General features: G+C 40.0%; 9 protein-coding genes. 8 read left to right on the top strand and 1 reads right to left on the bottom strand.

What is annotated here, in order from left to right:
• Positions 1–79 precede the first annotated feature (79 nt).
• Entirely contained in the window at positions 80–2,677 is a 2,598-nt protein-coding gene (clpB, locus tag VYJ22_RS08020; RefSeq protein ID WP_329903433.1) for an ATP-dependent chaperone ClpB, read from the bottom strand.
• A 416-nt stretch (positions 2,678–3,093) separates the two neighbouring features.
• Between clpB and VYJ22_RS08015 the strand changes: the two genes are divergently transcribed.
• The 8 genes from VYJ22_RS08015 to VYJ22_RS07980 all read left to right on the top strand — a co-directional run bounded on the left by VYJ22_RS08015 (position 3,094) and on the right by VYJ22_RS07980 (position 18,319).
• The gene (locus VYJ22_RS08015) at positions 3,094–5,220 is read left to right on the top strand and encodes a tetratricopeptide repeat protein (RefSeq protein ID WP_329903432.1); all 2,127 of its coding nucleotides are present in this window, start codon (positions 3,094–3,096) and stop codon (positions 5,218–5,220) included.
• 208 nt (positions 5,221–5,428) lie between these two features.
• Complete coding sequence (locus tag VYJ22_RS08010) at positions 5,429–7,030, top strand: CTP synthase (RefSeq protein WP_329903431.1); 1,602 nt, start codon at positions 5,429–5,431, stop codon at positions 7,028–7,030.
• Between the two features lie 76 nt (positions 7,031–7,106).
• Positions 7,107–8,969: a membrane protein insertase YidC gene (gene yidC, locus VYJ22_RS08005; protein ID WP_329903429.1), complete on the top strand. Its 1,863-nt coding sequence runs from the start codon at positions 7,107–7,109 to the stop codon at positions 8,967–8,969.
• 124 nt (positions 8,970–9,093) lie between these two features.
• The gene (locus tag VYJ22_RS08000) at positions 9,094–10,980 is read left to right on the top strand and encodes an amidophosphoribosyltransferase (protein ID WP_329903428.1); all 1,887 of its coding nucleotides are present in this window, start codon (positions 9,094–9,096) and stop codon (positions 10,978–10,980) included.
• A gap of 21 nt (positions 10,981–11,001) precedes the next feature.
• On the top strand, positions 11,002–12,078 hold the full coding sequence (gene carA, locus VYJ22_RS07995) for a glutamine-hydrolyzing carbamoyl-phosphate synthase small subunit (protein WP_329903427.1): 1,077 nt from the start codon (positions 11,002–11,004) through the stop codon (positions 12,076–12,078).
• Between the two features lie 28 nt (positions 12,079–12,106).
• On the top strand, positions 12,107–15,337 hold the full coding sequence (carB, locus tag VYJ22_RS07990) for a carbamoyl-phosphate synthase (glutamine-hydrolyzing) large subunit (RefSeq protein ID WP_329903426.1): 3,231 nt from the start codon (positions 12,107–12,109) through the stop codon (positions 15,335–15,337).
• Complete coding sequence (locus tag VYJ22_RS07985) at positions 15,337–16,338, top strand: acyltransferase family protein (protein WP_329903425.1); 1,002 nt, start codon at positions 15,337–15,339, stop codon at positions 16,336–16,338. Before carB ends, VYJ22_RS07985 begins: the two co-directional genes overlap by 1 nt.
• 427 nt (positions 16,339–16,765) lie before the next feature.
• Positions 16,766–18,319: a DUF4301 family protein gene (locus tag VYJ22_RS07980; protein WP_329903423.1), complete on the top strand. Its 1,554-nt coding sequence runs from the start codon at positions 16,766–16,768 to the stop codon at positions 18,317–18,319.

The raw sequence follows: 18,319 nt of genomic DNA, 5'->3' as shown, positions 1-18,319 counted from the left end.
TATGTACAAACAAAAATGACCGAAAACAGGGTGTAAAACTCTGTTTCGGTCATTTTAAAAGGATATATCTCAGGGGAAATTAGCTGTTCTTGAAGATCAAAGAGTGATTTTCAGAGGAGTAATCTATAGTGATAGATGAGTCACTCTTGACAGCTCCTGAAAGAATCTCCTTGGATAACTCATTCAAAACATATTTTTGGAGGACACGTTTGACTGGTCTGGCTCCGAACTCAGGATCAAATCCCTCTTCTGAAACAAAATCCAGGGCTTTGTCAGTATAATGAAGTTTGATGCCGTTTACACCAACCAACTTGATGATTTGATCAAACTGAAGTTTCACGATCTCTTTGATCTCTTTTTCATTGAGAGGTCTGAATACTATAGTCTCATCAATGCGATTGAGAAACTCAGGTCTGATTGTCCTTTTCAACAGATCCAATACCTGATTCTTTGTTTTTTCAATAACATCTTCTTCATTGTCAGGGGTGAGTAAACTCATGTTTTCTCGAATAAGATCGGACCCCATATTTGAAGTCATAATAATGATAGTATTCTTGAAGTTTACTACACGGCCCTTGTTATCTGTAAGCCTGCCGTCATCCAATACTTGTAGCAGTACGTTGAAAACATCAGGGTGTGCTTTCTCAATTTCATCGAAAAGCACTACAGAGTAGGGTTTTCTTCTGATTGCCTCGGTAAGTTGTCCTCCCTCATCATATCCAACATATCCGGGAGGCGCTCCTATCAGCCTTGTGGCACTGAACTTCTCTTGGTACTCACTCATATCAATACGAGTCATCATATTCTCATCATCAAAAAGAAATTCGGCAAGAGCTTTGGCTAGCTCTGTTTTACCGACTCCTGTAGTCCCAAGAAAGATAAACGATCCTATCGGTCGCTTGGGATCCTGAAGTCCTGCACGGCTTCTCCTTACAGCATCGGCTACAGCTTTGATGGCCTGATCCTGACCAATAACACGTTTGTGTAATTCATCTTCGAGATGAAGGAGTTTGTCTCTTTCACTTTGGAGCATTTTGCTTACCGGAATCCCTGTCCAACGAGATACAATGTCAGCGATATCCTCGGTATCTACCTCTTCTTTGATCATGGCATTTCCGCCTTGCAACTCATTGAGCCTTTGTTGGATCTGAGCTATCTCATCCTCTTTTTGCTTGAGCTGTCCGTAACGTATTTCAGCTACTTTACCATAGTCTCCTTCTCGCTCGGCTTTGTCGGCCTGGAACTTAAGTTCCTCAATGTCTATTTTATTTTGCTGAATTTTATTGATCTGTTCCTGTTCGTTTTTCCAGCGAGCCAGTTGAGAGCTTTCCTGATCCTTCAAAGCTGCAATCTCATGATTGAGATGCTCGAGCTTTACGGTGTCGTTTTCTCTTTTGATGGCCTCACGTTCGATCTCCAATTGTTTGATACGGCGAGATATCTCATCCAGTTCTTCCGGTAAAGAGTCCACTTGCATTCTTAATCTGGCAGCAGCCTCATCCATCAGGTCAATAGCTTTGTCAGGCAAGAAACGGTCAGTAATATACCTGCTTGAAAGCTGAACTGCAGCAATGATAGCATCGTCTTTGATACGAACCTTGTGATGGTTTTCGTATTTTTCTTTGAGCCCACGTAAAATGGATATGGAGCTCAACTCATCGGGCTCATCTACCATTACCATCTGAAAACGACGCTCCAAAGCCTTGTCTTTCTCAAAGTATTTACGATATTCGTCCAAAGTAGTTGCACCTATGGATCTGAGTTCGCCTCTTGCCAAAGCAGGTTTCAAAATATTAGCGGCATCCATAGCGCCTTCACTTTTTCCTGCGCCTACGAGCGTGTGTATTTCATCAATAAATAAAATAATTCCACCTTGTGATTGGGTCACCTCATTGACTACGGCTTTTAATCTCTCTTCAAATTCCCCTTTGTACTTAGCACCTGCGATGAGGGCTCCCATGTCCAAAGAAAATATTTGTTTGTTTTTGAGATTTTCCGGTACATCTCCACGTACTATACGATATGCAAGTCCTTCTGCAATAGCAGTTTTTCCTACACCGGGCTCACCGATGAGAATTGGGTTGTTTTTGGTCCTGCGTGATAATATTTGGAGCACTCGTCTGATCTCTTCATCACGTCCTATAACGGGATCCAATTTGCCATCTCTTGCTCTTTCACAAAGATTGATTGCATATTTGCCCAAGGCGTTGTATTGATCTTCTGCGCTCTGACTTGTTACTCTGTTGCCTTGTCTGAGCTCAGCAATAGCTTTGGACAAAGCACTCTCAGAGGCTCCCATATCCTTGAGCATTTGCCCTGCTTCGTTTTTCACCGCAAGCATGGCCAAGAGAATGTGTTCCAATGCTACATATTCATCTTTGAGATCGTGGGCTTTATCTTCAGCTTTCTGTAGGATAGTGTTAAGATCCCTACCAATATAAGGCTCTCCTCCGCTTACATGCGGAAGTTTAGATATTAGTTTTTCTGTTGCATCTAATACACGTTGCTTTTGAATACCTAATTTAGAGAATAAAAATTCCACCAGACTCTCGTCGGTATCGATAATGCTTTTGAGCATGTGCTGGGCCTCAATGGCTTGATGGCCTTCTCGCCTTGTAAGCTCTACAGCATGCTGTAAAGCTTCTTGTGATTTGATTGTATAGCTGTTAATATTCATAAATTAATCTTTTTAAAAAAGAAAAACAAACTATATACCTCATAATAAAATGATGTCAAAGTGTTGTTTATTCGTGTCATATTGACATGCGTACACATTTGACCTTTCTTACAAAACTTATCGTTACTCCAATAAGTTGTGCAAAAAGCCTAAATATTCTTATAAAAATTATATTTGAACTAAGGAGAGAGTCGAAATACTTTATTTTAATCAGGTTGTAATGAATCAACTGATTGTTAATATATAACTTGAGTCTATGCCTAAAGCCTTTTTGTACGGCATAGGTTTTGTGAACACTATTGAATTATAAAGTCTTATTTAATATATAAGAAATGTTTTTATTACACCTAAAGATATTGATGGAGTAAACTAAAGGGTAAGATTAAGATTAGTATCTTTGTATATAACTATATTTTATGAATAAAGAATTCCTGAGAATTGCGTCATTGCTTCTTGATGATCGTTTGGAGCAAGCTATTGGTCAAATCAGAGCCAATATAGGTCCTTACGGCACTAAGTATACATCGGTTTTGGATGAAAAAGAGGAGATTTATAAGAATCTGTTATTGTATTTTACCAAAGCTGTAGAAGATCCGGAGAGAGCCAAAGTCCTCGATTATCTCAAAGAGGAGATATTTTACATAGCACAGCAGGTGATCAAAGAGAGAGAGATGAGTAGTACAGGTAGTCTGTACTACAGCCAACTGAGATTTAGGATTGGTGTTACAGATAATTCTATTAACAAGACCTTGCAGCTAATATCTTCTTCCTCAACGAGGCAAGATTATGACCGTTCTGTGAATGAATTATTTTACAATATCTGGATATCGGAGCAAATTACCGATATAGAATCAGATCTGCTTATGGATAGTGATGAATATATCAAGTTGGTGGCCATATCCGCCATCACTCTGGGATTACAGTTTCATTGGGACATCTCTAAGGTTTTGTTTTTGCTCAAGGCTTTATCCAAACCCATGACCGAATCAGTGAAGGCAAGATTATGGGTGGGTATTTCCATCATATTCAGCCAATACCCTGATCTTATCAAGCTTCACGCCCATAAACTTGAACCTTATTGGGATGCTGTATGGGACAGTGGTAATACTCGTCCTGATGATGTAAGGATTGTTGTAAAAAAACTTTTTGGAGCAAGACAGACCGAAAAAATATCTGAAAAGATGCAAAATGAGCTCATTGAGGGGCTTAAAAATATTACTCCGGATATTAATAAGATGAGGGGAGCCGGTGAAATCATAGACTTGTCTATGGAGCCGGGATCGGATCCTCAATGGATAAAAGCTATTGAAGATGCAGGTCTGGACTCCGCTATAAGAGAATTTAGTGAACTGCAGCAACAAGGTGCGGATGTAATGTATACTTCCTTTATGAACCTTAAAGGAAGTTCTTTCTTCAGAGAACTTCCCAATTGGTTTTTACCATTTGATCGAAATCATAGTAGGGTATTGGCGACGTTGCAAACAGATCATGCCAATGAAAATATAGATCTGATGACAGGTCAACTCTGTGACTCTGATTGTTACTCTTTCATTCTGACTTTGGAGATGATGCCATATTCAATGAGATCTCAGGCTATAGAGTCTCTTAATGCCAATATAGGAGCCATGAAAGATCAATTGAAACAAATGTCAGAAGCGGGCGTTCCGGGAGGGAATTACAAACATGCCGTCAAGAACTATATTGAGTCATTGTATCGCTTTTATAAGCTATTTGATCGTAAAAATGAATTTGATGATATCTTTGAGCAAAGCCTAACTCCGGATTTGCCATTGATGCGAGATATCTTAGGTTCCGGTGATTTCAAAGAGCAGATAGCTGATATGCTCATGTCACAAAACCGTTTTGCTGAAGCTGCCTTGTTATTAGAAGAGCTTACGGGCTTGGAGCATGATAATTCGCAGTATTTCCAGAAACTCGGCTGGGCATATCAGAAAGTTTGTAGATGGCAAGATGCACTCGCAGCATATGACCGTGCAGATATTATTACGGGTAATAATTATTGGATTACACGTCAACGAGCTGAATGTTGCCATCATTTGGGGAGAATAGAAGAGGCTATAGAATTGTATGAACAATGTAAACTACTCAATCCTAAGAATAAAAATCTATTACTGCGTATAGCATCGTGCCGTATGGCTCTTAACCAATGGGACAAAGCATTGAACTCTTACTATGAATACGAACTCACGGTGGAGGAGTCGTTGCGTACTCAGAGACCTATTGCATGGTGTCTTGTAATGAGTGGTCAGTATGAGAGAGCTATGGAATATTATCTTAAGATTATAAAAAATGAAGAGAATAAAAATAGAGCTCCCGATTATTTGAATGCCGGCCATACGGCTTTATTGCTCAATAGAATAGATCAGGCATATAATTTTTACAAACTCTCTGTTGCCGAATATCAAGGAGGTTTAGATGAATTTCTAGAGAACTTCGATGAAGACAAGGATTCATTGGTAAAAAGGGGAATATTATCAAGCGTAATCAACCTCATGCGTGATGCTGTAATTGCAGGAGTTTAAATGTAAAGGGTCGGTGTGAGTTTTTTATATGAAATGTTGTCTTGCAAAACCTTGATGTACCGCAAGATGGTCGAAAATATGCAATCATTAACACATTACAAGTGTTTTTTTACGTGAGAATAGTTTAACTTTGCACAGCGTATTATGGGACTATATGAATTATCAATAATAGTTTCAAGCTTTATAAAACCATTTAAAAGGTAAATCAGTGACTGAAACAAAGTACATATTCGTGACCGGGGGAGTTGTTTCCTCATTAGGCAAAGGGATTGTAGCTGCATCATTGGGCAAATTATTACAGGCTCGCGGGTACAAGGTAACCATTCAGAAATTTGACCCTTATATTAATATTGATCCGGGAACACTCAATCCCTATGAACATGGAGAGTGTTATGTGACGGATGATGGGCACGAGGCAGATTTGGATTTAGGTCATTATGAAAGATTTCTTAATATAGCTACTTCAAGAGCTAACAATATCACTACGGGTCGTATTTATCAAAATGTTATTCGTAAAGAAAGAAAAGGTGATTATCTGGGCAAAACAGTGCAGGTGGTACCTCATATTACGGATGAGATAAAGCGTAATGTGAAATTGTTGGGGCAGAAAAAACAATTTGACTTTGTGATCACTGAGATCGGTGGTACGGTAGGTGATATTGAGTCCTTGCCTTATCTTGAAAGTGTGCGCCAACTCAAATGGGAGTTGGGCCAGAATTGTATTTGCATACATTTGACGTATGTACCCTATATTGCTGCAGCGGGCGAAGTGAAAACTAAACCTACACAGCACTCCGTAAAACAACTTCAGGAAGTAGGTATCCAGCCGGATATTTTGGTTCTGAGAACAGAGCATGAGTTGAGTCAGGATATTATCAGAAAAGTAGCTCTTTTTTGTAATGTATCACCAGACTCTGTGATTCAGAGTATGGATGTACCTACTATTTATGAGGTACCTCTCGTATTGGCAAAACAAGGCATGGATGAAACTCTCCTTAGAAAGGTGGGGTTAGAAGTAGGTACAAAGCCTGAGATGAAACAATGGCATGAGTTTCTTCAAATGAAATATAATGCATCAGAGGTTGTGAATATAGCCCTGGTGGGTAAGTATGTTGAATTGCAAGATGCTTATAAATCTATTGATGAGTCTCTCTTGCAAGCCGCTATTTATAATAATAGGAAACTTAATCTGGTGTCAATACACAGTGAAAAAGTTACGGAAGAAAATGTAGCGGAACTTCTACATGGTATGGATGGAGTGGTTATTGCTCCCGGGTTTGGTTCCAGAGGAATAGAAGGTAAATTTATAGCATTGAAATATACTCGAGAGCATGATATCCCTACTTTAGGCATTTGCCTGGGTATGCAGTGCATGGTCATTGAATTTGCTCGTAATGTTTTAGGTTATAAAGAAGCACACACTACTGAAATCAGCCCTAACACTGCATATAAAGTGATAGATCTCATGGAAGAGCAAAAGACTATTACAGATATGGGTGGTTCGATGAGATTGGGAGGATATGACTGTATTCTTAAGAAAGGCTCAAAGCTTGCTGAAGCATATGGAAAGAGTTTTATTCACGAAAGGCATCGTCACCGTTTCGAGTTCAACAGCCAATATAGAGAAGATTTTGAAAAGAATGGTATGATATGTGTGGGTGAAAATCCTGATACAGGTTTGGTGGAAGCTGTGGAGATACCTGCCCTGAGATGGTATATAGGAGTTCAGTTTCATCCTGAATATAACAGCACCGTGGTAAATCCCAATCCGTTGTTTTTGAGCTTTATCAAAGAGGCTATTAAAAAATAATCCAATAACAAATAAATTACGATAGGCAGCAAACGTGCTAATACACGAATAAAAACTGTTACATTAAAAATTATAAATGGATAAAAACACAATTATAGGTATAGTTCTTATAGGACTGGTTCTACTTGGATTCAGTTGGTTGAACAAACCTAATCCGGTTCCTACCCAATCACCTAAGGAGGTAATAGATACCCTACATACTACAGCAGAAAATACAACCGTAGCTGATACTTTGAAGGAAAAAGCAATAGCTGATACTCTTTCTAATGATTCTTTAGCTGTAACCAATACGCCAATGTATCTTCAGAAAGGATCTGACAAAGTAGTCACACTGCAAAATAAAAAGGTGAAAGTGCAATTGGCTACATTGGGTGGATCTTTGAAAAGCGCACAATTATTGGATTATAATTCATATGGTGGCAAACCTTTGATGCTATTCAATGATAACGATTTTAGCTTTAATCTCCCACTTCGTACATTTGATAATAAACTCCTCAATACTTCAGAGTTATATTTCTCTCCTATACAAAAGAGCGATAGTTCCTTGGTGATGAGGTTAAATATAGATACTGATAGTTATCTTGATTTTTCATATATACTTATGCCTGATGATTACAGACTCAAATTTAGTATTTCAGGTCATAACTTAAATAAAATATTGCCTTCCAATATGACCATTCAGGACTTGGAATGGTCACAGAAGATTCCGCAACATGAGCAATCATGGAAGTTTGAAAATCAATATTCTTCTATCTCTTATAGATTTCCCGGTGGTAATGTAGAAGAGTTTAAAGCCGGTGAAGAGAAGAAAAAAGATGTGAAGGAATCTGTACGTTGGGTTGCATTCAAAGATAAATACTTCAGCACGGTACTTATCAGCGAGAAACCTATGGAGGATAATAAGTATACACTTAAGACTTTGTCTGAAGGATCAGGTTATATCAAAGATTGCCATGTTAGAAGTAGTTTCCCATTCCAAGTGAGAAGCAATGATGTTGCTAACTTTACTTTCTTTATGGGACCCAATAAATACTCGCTCCTCAAGTCTTATGACAAAGGCGTGGATGTAAAAGATGAATTGAATCTTGATCATCTGGTTTATTTGGGTGGAAGCGTATTTCGCCTGATCAATCAATATATGGTTATTCCTGTTGTTAATTGGTTGCAGAATTTTATCTCTAATTGGGGAATTATCATACTGTTGCTCACTATTCTTATCAAATTATTCTTGTCTCCCTTTACATACAAGAGTTATTTGTCCCAGGCAAAAATGCGAGTTTTGAAGCCTCAAGTGGAAGAAATAGGTAAGAAATATCCCGGCAAAGACCAGAGCACAATGATGAAAAAACAGCAGGAAACCATGAAGCTTTATAAAGCTGCCGGAGCCAGTCCTATGAGTGGATGCTTACCTATGCTGTTGCAAATGCCATTCCTTATTGCTCTTTATATGTATTTCCCTACATCCATTGAGCTTCGTGGCGAAAGCTTTTTGTGGGCAAAAGACCTCTCGACGTATGATGCAGTGATCAGCTGGAGTGGTAATATTCCGTTGATAACTAAATTCATGGGTAATCATATCAGTTTGTTCTGTTTGTTGATGACATTGGCAAACCTTGTTTATAATAAGTATATGATGACTCAAAACAGTAGCGGTCAGGAAGCTATGCCGGGAATGAAGTGGTTGCCGTACATCATGTCCATCATGTTCTTCTTTGTGCTGAATCAGAATGCGTCAGGTTTGAGTTATTACTACTTCATATCGCTTCTGTTTACAATTATTCAATATTTTGCCTTCCAATATGCAATCAATGAAGAGAAGCTTTTGATTCAATTAGAAAAGAATAAAAAGAAACCTCAGAAGAAGTCTAAATGGATGCAAAGACTTGAAGATGCTCAAAAGCAGCAGGAGGCGATGAAAAGACAACAAAATCGCAAATAAAGTTGAGTTGAACCTAAAAGAGAAAATAACAAAACGATGAATAAGAGAGTAAAGAGTTTGGTTAGGTAGTTATACTGATCAGTTCTCTTTACTCTTTTTGATTTTAATAACAATCGATCGAAAAATGGAACCATTAAAACATGAATGCGGCATTGCCATGGTAAGACTTAGAAAACCATTGTCATATTACCAAGAAAAATATGGTACATGGATGTATGGTCTTAATAAGCTGTATTTGCTCATGGAAAAGCAACACAATAGAGGTCAGGAAGGTGCCGGACTTGCTTGTGTCAAGCTCAATTCAAAGCCCGGTGATGAATATCTCTTTAGAGAGCGTGCTATGGGTAGTGATGCTATCAAAGTAATATTCGATAGCGTGCACAGCAAACTTGCTCCTTATTCGTATGCTGAGTTGAATGATGAAGTATTTATTGATACTGCTCTGCCTTATGCCGGACAGTGTTATATGGGCCATTTGAGATACAGTACAACAGGTAAGAGTGGACTTACATTTGTGCATCCAATGATAAGAAGGAGTAACTGGCGAGCAAAATGCCTTACAATATGCGGTAATTTCAATCTTACCAACGTGCAGAATATCTTTGATGAGATTACATCTGTGGGGCAACACCCTCGACATGTCTCTGATATGCACATCCTGCTGGAGCAGCTTGGACACCGACTTGATAGGGAAGTGGAGCGTCTTTATAAAATTAGTAAAGATGAGGAGCAACTTCAAGGGATGGATATTACCAACTACATTGAAGATCGCATAGATATCTCTAACGTTCTCAAAACCTCTGCTCATCTTTGGGATGGAGGATATGTTATGTGTGGTATCACAGGAAGTGGTGAGAGCTATGCTATGCGTGATCCTTGGGGCATACGTCCCGGGTTTTATTACATTGATGATGAGGTGATCGTTGCAGCATCCGAGCGTCCTGTCATTCAAACAGTAATGAATGTGTCTTCAGACAAGATAAAAGAGCTCAAGCCCGGAGAAGCATTGATTGTTAATAGAGCTGGTGTTGCAAAAACCGAACAGATATTATCCCCCAAAGAATATAAGCCATGTTCATTTGAACGCATATATTTCTCAAGAGGTAGTGATGAAGATATCTACAGGGAAAGAAAAGCATTGGGATATAATCTTACCGAATCGATACTCAAATCCGTAAACTATGATTTGGATCACTCTGTATTCTCTTTTATTCCCAATACCGCGGAGGTCGCATATTATGGAATGCTGGAGGGACTTACCAATCATCTAATTCAAAACAAGATTGAGGTTATCCGTAAGAATCCGCATATGAGTGAGTCTGAACTTCAAACATTGCTGGGAAAAAGAGTAAGAAGTGAAAAGGTCGCTATCAAAGATATCAAACTCCGCACTTTTATCACCGAAGGTAAGAGTCGTGATGATCTGGCTGCCCACGTATATGATATTACCTATGGCACAGTAACACCGGGTGTAGATAATCTTGTCATTATCGATGATAGCATCGTTAGGGGCACTACACTCAAACAAAGTATCATTGGTATCATGGACAGATTGGAGCCTAAGAAGATTGTGATTGTTTCAAGTTCTCCGCAGATTAGATATCCCGATTATTACGGAATTGATATGAGTAGGATGAATGAATTTATTGCTTTCAGAGCAGCAGTGGCTCTACTGCAAGAGAGGAATGAAGAATACATCCTCAAAGAGCAGTACGAAAAAGCACTGCAACTCCGTGATGAACCATGGGAAGTGCCGGTAGAAAATGTAGTGAAAAGAGTATATGAGCCTTTCAAACAAGAAGAACTATCAGCTAAAATGGTAGAATTGCTAAAGCCTGATTTTATCAAAGCTGATGTGCAGATTCTTTTTCAATCTATAGAGGGGTTACACAAAGCTATTCCCAACCACCCGGGTGATTGGTACTTTACCGGTGATTATCCTACTCCCGGTGGATACCACCTTGTGAATGAAGCTTTCATTCACTACATGGAACAAGATTATTTGAACTAAACAAATATAGAAAATCAATCTATGCAAACAAGAAGAAAAGCAAGCCTTATCCTTAGTGACGGTACCTGCTTTGAGGGGTATTCTTTCGGCAGCGAGAGGGCTTCTGCCGGCGAAGTCGTCTTTAACACAGCTATGACGGGATATCCCGAAAGTCTCACAGATCCTAGTTATCGTGGTCAGTTAATGGTAATGACTTATCCTCTTGTCGGAAATTATGGTGTTCCCGATGCGAAACAAAATGATGATCATGGCATCTCATCTTGGCTCGAGAGTGACAAGATTCATATGGAAGCAATCATTGTGTCTGATTACTCTGAGGTTTATAGCCATTGGAATGCCAGAGAAAGCCTTGCTGAGTGGCTCAAGAGAGAAGATGTTGTGGGAATTACGGGTATAGATACTCGAGCTTTGGCGAAACATCTACGTGAAGATGGTTCTATGAAAGGTAAGATTGTTTTAGAAGGAGGCGATGATATTGATTTCTTTGATCCTAATACAATCAATCAGGTTGCAGAGGTTTCTGTAAAAGAAGTTATCACTTATGGTGATGGCCCTAAAAAAGTAGTATTGGTAGATTGCGGAGCGAAAGATAATATTGTGCGTAACCTGATCAATCCCGATGTAACTCTATATAAGGTGCCGTGGGATTATGATTTCAATCAAATTGATTTTGATGGTTTGTTTTTGAGTAATGGTCCGGGTGATCCTACCATGTGTAAGACCACAGTCGATCATCTCAAAGTGGCCATCAACGGCTCCAAGCCTATCTGTGGTATCTGTATGGGTAATCAATTGCTTGCTGCTGCTGCCGGAGCCAATATTTATAAGATGAAGTATGGTCACAGAAGTCACAACCAGCCTGTAAGAGAAGTGGGTACAAACAAATGCTTTATCACGAGCCAAAACCATGGTTATGCTGTAGATCCTTCAAGTTTGGGAGAGGACTGGGAAGAAAAATATATCAATCTCAATGACGGTACCAATGAAGGGATAAGACACAAAACCAAACCATTCTTCTCTACACAGTTTCACCCCGAAGCATGTGGCGGTCCTACGGATACAATGTTTATCTTCGATGAATTCCTAAAACTTATCTAAACTCACTCCAAATTACAGACGAAGCATTATGATTGATAAAAATAAGATAGAAAAAGTATTGCTCTTAGGCTCGGGTGCTCTCAAGATCGGCGAAGCCGGTGAGTTTGACTACTCAGGTTCTCAAGCGCTCAAAGCTATCAGAGAGGAAGGTATAAAGACTGTACTTGTAAATCCTAACATTGCTACGGTACAAACCTCAGAAGGTATCGCAGACGAGATATACTTTTTGCCTGTAACCCCATTCTTTGTAGAAAAAGTAATCGCCAAAGAACGTCCGGATGGTATCCTGCTTGCTTTCGGTGGCCAAACGGCTCTCAATTGCGGTGTAGAACTATTCAAGTCCGGCGTGCTACAGAAATATAATGTTGAGGTATTGGGTACCCCTGTGCAAGCCATTATGGATACCGAAGACCGCGAACTGTTTGTTCATAAGCTTGACGAAATCAATGTAAAAACTATACAAAGCGAAGCAGTCGAAAACATGGAGGATGCTCGTCGTGCTGCTGAGCGTTTGGGATATCCGGTAATTATCAGAGCAGCTTATGCATTAGGCGGACTCGGTAGCGGATTTTGTGACAATGAATCGGAGTTGGATGTCCTTTGCCAAAAAGCATTTTCTTTCAGCCCTCAGGTTTTGGTTGAGAAAAGTCTCAAAGGATGGAAAGAGGTTGAATATGAAGTGGTACGAGATCAATATGACAATTGTATCACGGTATGTAACATGGAGAACTTCGATCCTCTGGGCATTCATACGGGTGAAAGTATAGTCATTGCACCTTCTCAAACATTGACCAATAGTGAATATCACAAACTTCGTGAACTCGCTATTCGTATCATTCGCCACATTGGTATTGTGGGTGAGTGTAATGTGCAGTATGCTTTGGATCCGCATAGTGAAGATTATAGGGTGATAGAGGTCAATGCAAGACTTTCTCGCTCCTCGGCTTTAGCTTCCAAAGCTACAGGATATCCACTTGCTTTTGTTGCTGCAAAATTGGGTTTGGGCTACGGATTATTTGATCTCAAAAATAGCGTTACTCGCACTACTCCTGCTTTCTTCGAGCCTGCACTGGACTATGTAGTCTGCAAAATACCTCGTTGGGACTTGGGTAAGTTCCATGGAGTATCACGCCTGCTGGGTAGTAGTATGAAGTCCGTGGGTGAAGTCATGGCCATTGGTCGCACTTTCGAGGAAGCGATACAAAAAGGGCTCAGAATGATAGGGCAGGGTATGCATGGTTTTGTCGAAAACAAAGAGCTTAAAATCGAAGATATTGACCGTGCGTTGAATGAACCGACTGATACTCGTATCTTCGTTATAAGCAAGGCTTTCCGTAAAGGTTATACGGTAGATCAAATACATGATCTTACAAAGATTGACAAATGGTTCCTTGAAAAACTTTATAAAATCATTACCATTGCTACCGAACTGGAGGCTTATGATGACCTCTCCGTTGTTTCCAAAGATTTGATGATGGAGTGTAAAAGAGCCGGATTTTCTGATTTTCAGATAGCGCGTGCTGTATTTAAGTACACAGAGTCCGATATGGATGCAGCTATGCTCCAGGTACGTAATTACCGAAAATCATTGGGCGTTTTACCTGTAGTCAAGCAGATTGATACTTTGGCTGCAGAATATCCCGCCGATACAAACTATCTTTATCTTACCTACAGTGGTACCTCTCACGACATTACTTTTGAACGAGATGGTAAGTCCATCGTGGTCTTGGGCTCGGGGGCATACCGTATAGGTAGCTCTGTAGAATTTGACTGGTGTGGGGTCAATGCACTCAATACTATACGTAAAGAAGGCTGGAGATCTGTCATGATCAATTATAACCCTGAGACCGTAAGTACTGATTATGATATATCCGATCGTTTGTATTTCGATGAACTTTCTTTCGAGCGTGTCATGGATATTATGGACTTAGAGGCTCCACATGGTGTGATAGTCTCTACCGGAGGTCAAATACCCAACAACCTTGCCCTTCGTCTCGATGAGCAACATATCCCCATCTTGGGCACATCAGCCATGAGCATTGACAATGCAGAAGACCGCCACAAGTTCTCTGCCATGTTGGATAAGCTGCATATCGATCAGCCACGTTGGAAAGAGTTGTCTTCGCTCGACGATATCAAGTCTTTTGTGGATGAGGTAGGCTTCCCTGTACTCGTTCGTCCCAGCTATGTATTGTCTGGGGCAGCTATGAATGTATGTTCCAATGATGAGGAACTCACCAGATTCCTCGAGCTTGCTGCTAATGTATCCAAGAAGCACCCTGTTGTGGTGAGCCAGTTTATCGAGGGAGCTAAGGAAGTAGAGATGGATGCTGTGGCAAAGGATGGTGAGATCATTGTCTATGCCATCAGCGAACACATTGAGTTTGCCGGTGTGCACTCGGGTGATGCTACAATTCAATTCCCCGGTCAAAAGCTGTATGTAGAGACCGTGCGACGCGTCAAGCGTATCTCTCGGCAGATAGCCCATGCGCTCAATATATCAGGACCTTTCAACATCCAGTTTCTTGCCAAAGGCAATGACATTAAGGTAATAGAGTGTAACCTCAGAGCTTCACGCAGCTTCCCGTTTGTCAGCAAGGTACTCAAGATCAATTTTATTGATCTTGCTACACGCATCATGTTGGGATTACCGGTACAAAAGCCCAGTAAGACTGAATTTGATCTCGACTATGTCGGTATCAAGGCTTCACAATTCTCTTTCACTCGTTTGCAGAAAGCCGACCCCGTGCTTGGGGTAGATATGACCAGCACAGGTGAAGTGGGCTGTATTGCGGATGATACTGACGAAGCCATACTGAAATCCATGTTGAGTGTGGGGTACAAAATCCCTAAAAAGAATATTTTACTTTCATCCGGGGGATACAAACAGAAGGCCATGATGCTCGAAGCCTCGCAGCTACTCGCACGCAATGGCTACAACCTATTTGCTACCCAGGGTACACACGATATGCTCAAGGAAAACGGTGTAGAGTCTACTTTGGTGTATTGGCCTGATGATGAAGGAAAAACTCCTCAAGCCTTGGATCTCTTGCGAAACAAAGAGATCGACATGGTGGTAAACATCAATAAGAATCTCACCCCGGGAGAACTGACCAATGGATATAAGCTCCGTAGGGCTTCTATTGACCTCAATATCCCATTGATTACCAACCCTCGTTTGGCTTCGGCATTTATCATCGCCTTTTGCAATCTTTCCATGGATGATATCAAAATCAAAAGTTGGCGAGAATACAAATAATGACTACTGACAAGAAACCCGAAATCTGGATAGCCAAAGCCATCGGTATCACACTGGTGGCTTATGGCCATTTCGGATCCATGCTGGACAAACCCGCATGGTATGCTCTGTCGAAGGAGTGGGTATATCTCTTTCATATGCCCCTCTTTTTGATGCTTTCAGGTTATCTTTTTCATCGCACCTTACAGCGCTACACGTCTCGTGAGGTTGTACTTCGGGCTTTCAAAAGACTCATTATTCCTTATCTTATTTTTGCTTATCTTATTACTTTGTTGCAAGTTTTGCAGCTCAGAGGTTCAGATGAGGGTGTTACGTGGCAGATGTTTGTATCACCCCTTTATGAAGCTCAGACCGGTTCTTCCAATTATCTTTGGTTTTTGCCTGCATTATTTATACTACAGATCTTTGCTGTAATGTTCAAGCCGGCAGTGGCCAATACCGGGCTTTTGATTGCGGGGCTTTTTTATCTCTTTCGTATCGGTGTTTTTAGCAATTCATATCTTTTCTTCCCTTTAGATACTCAGGTATTTTTCTTATCATATGTTTCTTATTACGGGTTATATTTTTTTATCGGACTCAAACTTGCCGAGTTTGCCTCTACTAGATTGAGTGCCTTGCAACTCGCCTTTATAGGTGTATTTTTTGCTCTGTCATCATGGGCATCCTTGGCGCTTGATTTGGCGGAGCCTCTTGTGGGCATGCTCAAACTTCTGGCGGGAGTCTCAGGTTCGTTCCTGGTGTGGCAATGTTGCAAGTATTTTACTCCATCCGGCTTTGCTTTCAGACCATTGGTCGAAGTGGGTAAAAATAGTGATGTCATCTATTTATTTCACATATTTCCCATCTATTTTATGTCATTGGTTTCGTTGCGAATAGGACTGTTCGGGATGTGCCTTATCAGTGGTATTATTTTGGCTATAGGTATGTCAGAGCTAATATGTGCTTATCTTTTGCCAAAGTCGTTGTTTTTACGCATTGTTTTTGGTCGAAATAATAAATGATCTCCCAAAGCTTTTTTTGCAATATATCTTACACTCATTCCGATGAATTGAAATCATCAATTCAAGCAACAGAAGTACTAAAACCATCAGTCAATTATCTCATAAAAAAGGATGAAAAATGGCACCAAAATCAAAGTTTGAAGTTGACCCGGTAAAAGCTTGAGATTGACGAGATCAAATTTTGAGATTGAAGGAGTCAAATTTTGAGACTGATTATATCTTTTTTTAGTATGTGCCAATTCGCTGACTTAAAGCACATTGTTCAAATCTTATTTTTCGCTCCAAATGGGGTTCAAAATATTTACCGGAAATCAATATTTTGATATCAATCCACTGTGTAATGGAAGATAAATAATTATCTTTACGAATAGACTTGGCTATTGAGCCTTGATGATATAATAATCCTCTTAATTACAACATCTTTAGCATGAATCAGGAGCTTTTTACTCCTTCTGATATCGAACAACTGTCAGAACGAGGTATTTCATTGGAAGATGCGAAATCCCAGATAGAATCAATTAAAACAGGATTTCCCTATTTGAACATTATTGATGCCGCATCATTGGATTTTGGTATTATGAGAGTCGATGAAAATGAACAATCGGCTTATTTAGATATATGGGATCAATATTTGCAGTCGTCATATGCTCATGTCTGTAAAATGATTCCTGCTTCGGGAGCTGCATCCCGCATGTTCAAGGATCTGTATAATTTTTTGGAATCTCCGAGTGAATTGCCGGAGGCAAAGTCGGTGGTATCTTTTTTTGATAATATCACTAAGTTTGCGTTCTATGAACGTCTCAATGAAGCGTGTTTGCGTACCGAGTGGAAAACGATACCTAAACTAATTACATCAGGTAAATATAAAGCTATAGTAGAGAATTTATTATTGCCCAAGGGGCTCAACTACGGCAATTCTCCTAAAGGCATTATCTTATTTCACAAGTACTACAATGATGTTCGTACGGCTGCAGAAGAGCACCTTGCAGAGGGAGCTTTGTATGCGCGTAATTTGTCGGGGGAAGTCAATATTCATTACACTGTATCTCCCGAATATTTAGAGTTGTTCAAGGCTGTACTGGATAAAAGGAAAATGAAGTTCGAAGATTTCTTTGGTGTTAATTTTGATCTCTCGTTCAGTATCCAGAAAGCATCTACCGACACATTAGCTTTGGACGAAGATGGTAATGTTTTTAGAGATAAAGACGGTAATATGCTTTTCCGACCGGGGGGGCATGGGGCTCTCCTGAGCAATGTAAATGATTTGAGATATGATGTGATTTTTATCAAGAATATCGACAATGTTGTTCCCGACTCTTACAAAAGCTCTACCATAATTAATAAGAAACTACTGGGCGGAATATTAATGCAAGCTCGCAAAAAAATATTTGACTATCTCAGGCATATTGACTCAGGTAAAGTGTCGCATGGAGACCTCATGGAAATGAGCCAATTCCTGAAAGACAATTTCTGTATCATGTTTCCTGATCAAAAAGAAATTGATGACAAAGATCTGTTGGAGATATTGAAGGCAAAACTCAATCGCCCCATACGTGTATGCGGTATGGTCAAAAATGAAGGAGAGCCGGGTGGAGGCCCATTTATTGTGCGTGAGCCAGACGGAAGTACTTCATTGCAAATCCTTGAGAGTTCACAGATTAATACTCAGATCGATAGTCAAAAAGAGCTTCTGGAGCAAAGTACTTATTTCAACCCCGTAGATCTGGTATGTTCTACTGTTGATTACCAAGGACGCTACTTTGATCTGGATAAATTCCGCAATAGTAAAACGGGTTTTGTGTCTTCCAAAAGTAAAGATGGTAAAAGCTTGCGAGCATTGGAATTACCTGGGTTGTGGAATGGAGCAATGCACCATTGGAACACCATATTTGTGGAAGTTCCCGTATCCACATTCAATCCTGTAAAGGTTATCAACGATCTTTTACGGGAAGAACATCAGACAATTATAAAAAAACAATAA

Source organism: Porphyromonas pogonae (assembly GCF_036320655.1).
In the GTDB taxonomy this organism is placed as follows: Bacteria; Bacteroidota; Bacteroidia; order Bacteroidales; family Porphyromonadaceae; genus Porphyromonas; species Porphyromonas pogonae.
This window is presented reverse-complemented; position numbering and strand designations above follow the sequence as displayed.

Excerpts from the sequence above, each read along its gene's own strand:
- clpB (WP_329903433.1), bottom strand. The coding sequence starts at position 2,677 with ATGAATATTAACAGCTATACAATCAAATCACAAGAAGCTTTACAGCAT.
- VYJ22_RS08015 (WP_329903432.1), top strand. The coding sequence starts at position 3,094 with ATGAATAAAGAATTCCTGAGAATTGCGTCATTGCTTCTTGATGATCGT.
- yidC (WP_329903429.1), top strand. The coding sequence starts at position 7,107 with ATGGATAAAAACACAATTATAGGTATAGTTCTTATAGGACTGGTTCTA.
- VYJ22_RS08000 (WP_329903428.1), top strand. The coding sequence starts at position 9,094 with ATGGAACCATTAAAACATGAATGCGGCATTGCCATGGTAAGACTTAGA.
- carA (WP_329903427.1), top strand. The coding sequence starts at position 11,002 with ATGCAAACAAGAAGAAAAGCAAGCCTTATCCTTAGTGACGGTACCTGC.
- carB (WP_329903426.1), top strand. The coding sequence starts at position 12,107 with ATGATTGATAAAAATAAGATAGAAAAAGTATTGCTCTTAGGCTCGGGT.
- VYJ22_RS07985 (WP_329903425.1), top strand. The coding sequence starts at position 15,337 with ATGACTACTGACAAGAAACCCGAAATCTGGATAGCCAAAGCCATCGGT.
- VYJ22_RS07980 (WP_329903423.1), top strand. The coding sequence starts at position 16,766 with ATGAATCAGGAGCTTTTTACTCCTTCTGATATCGAACAACTGTCAGAA.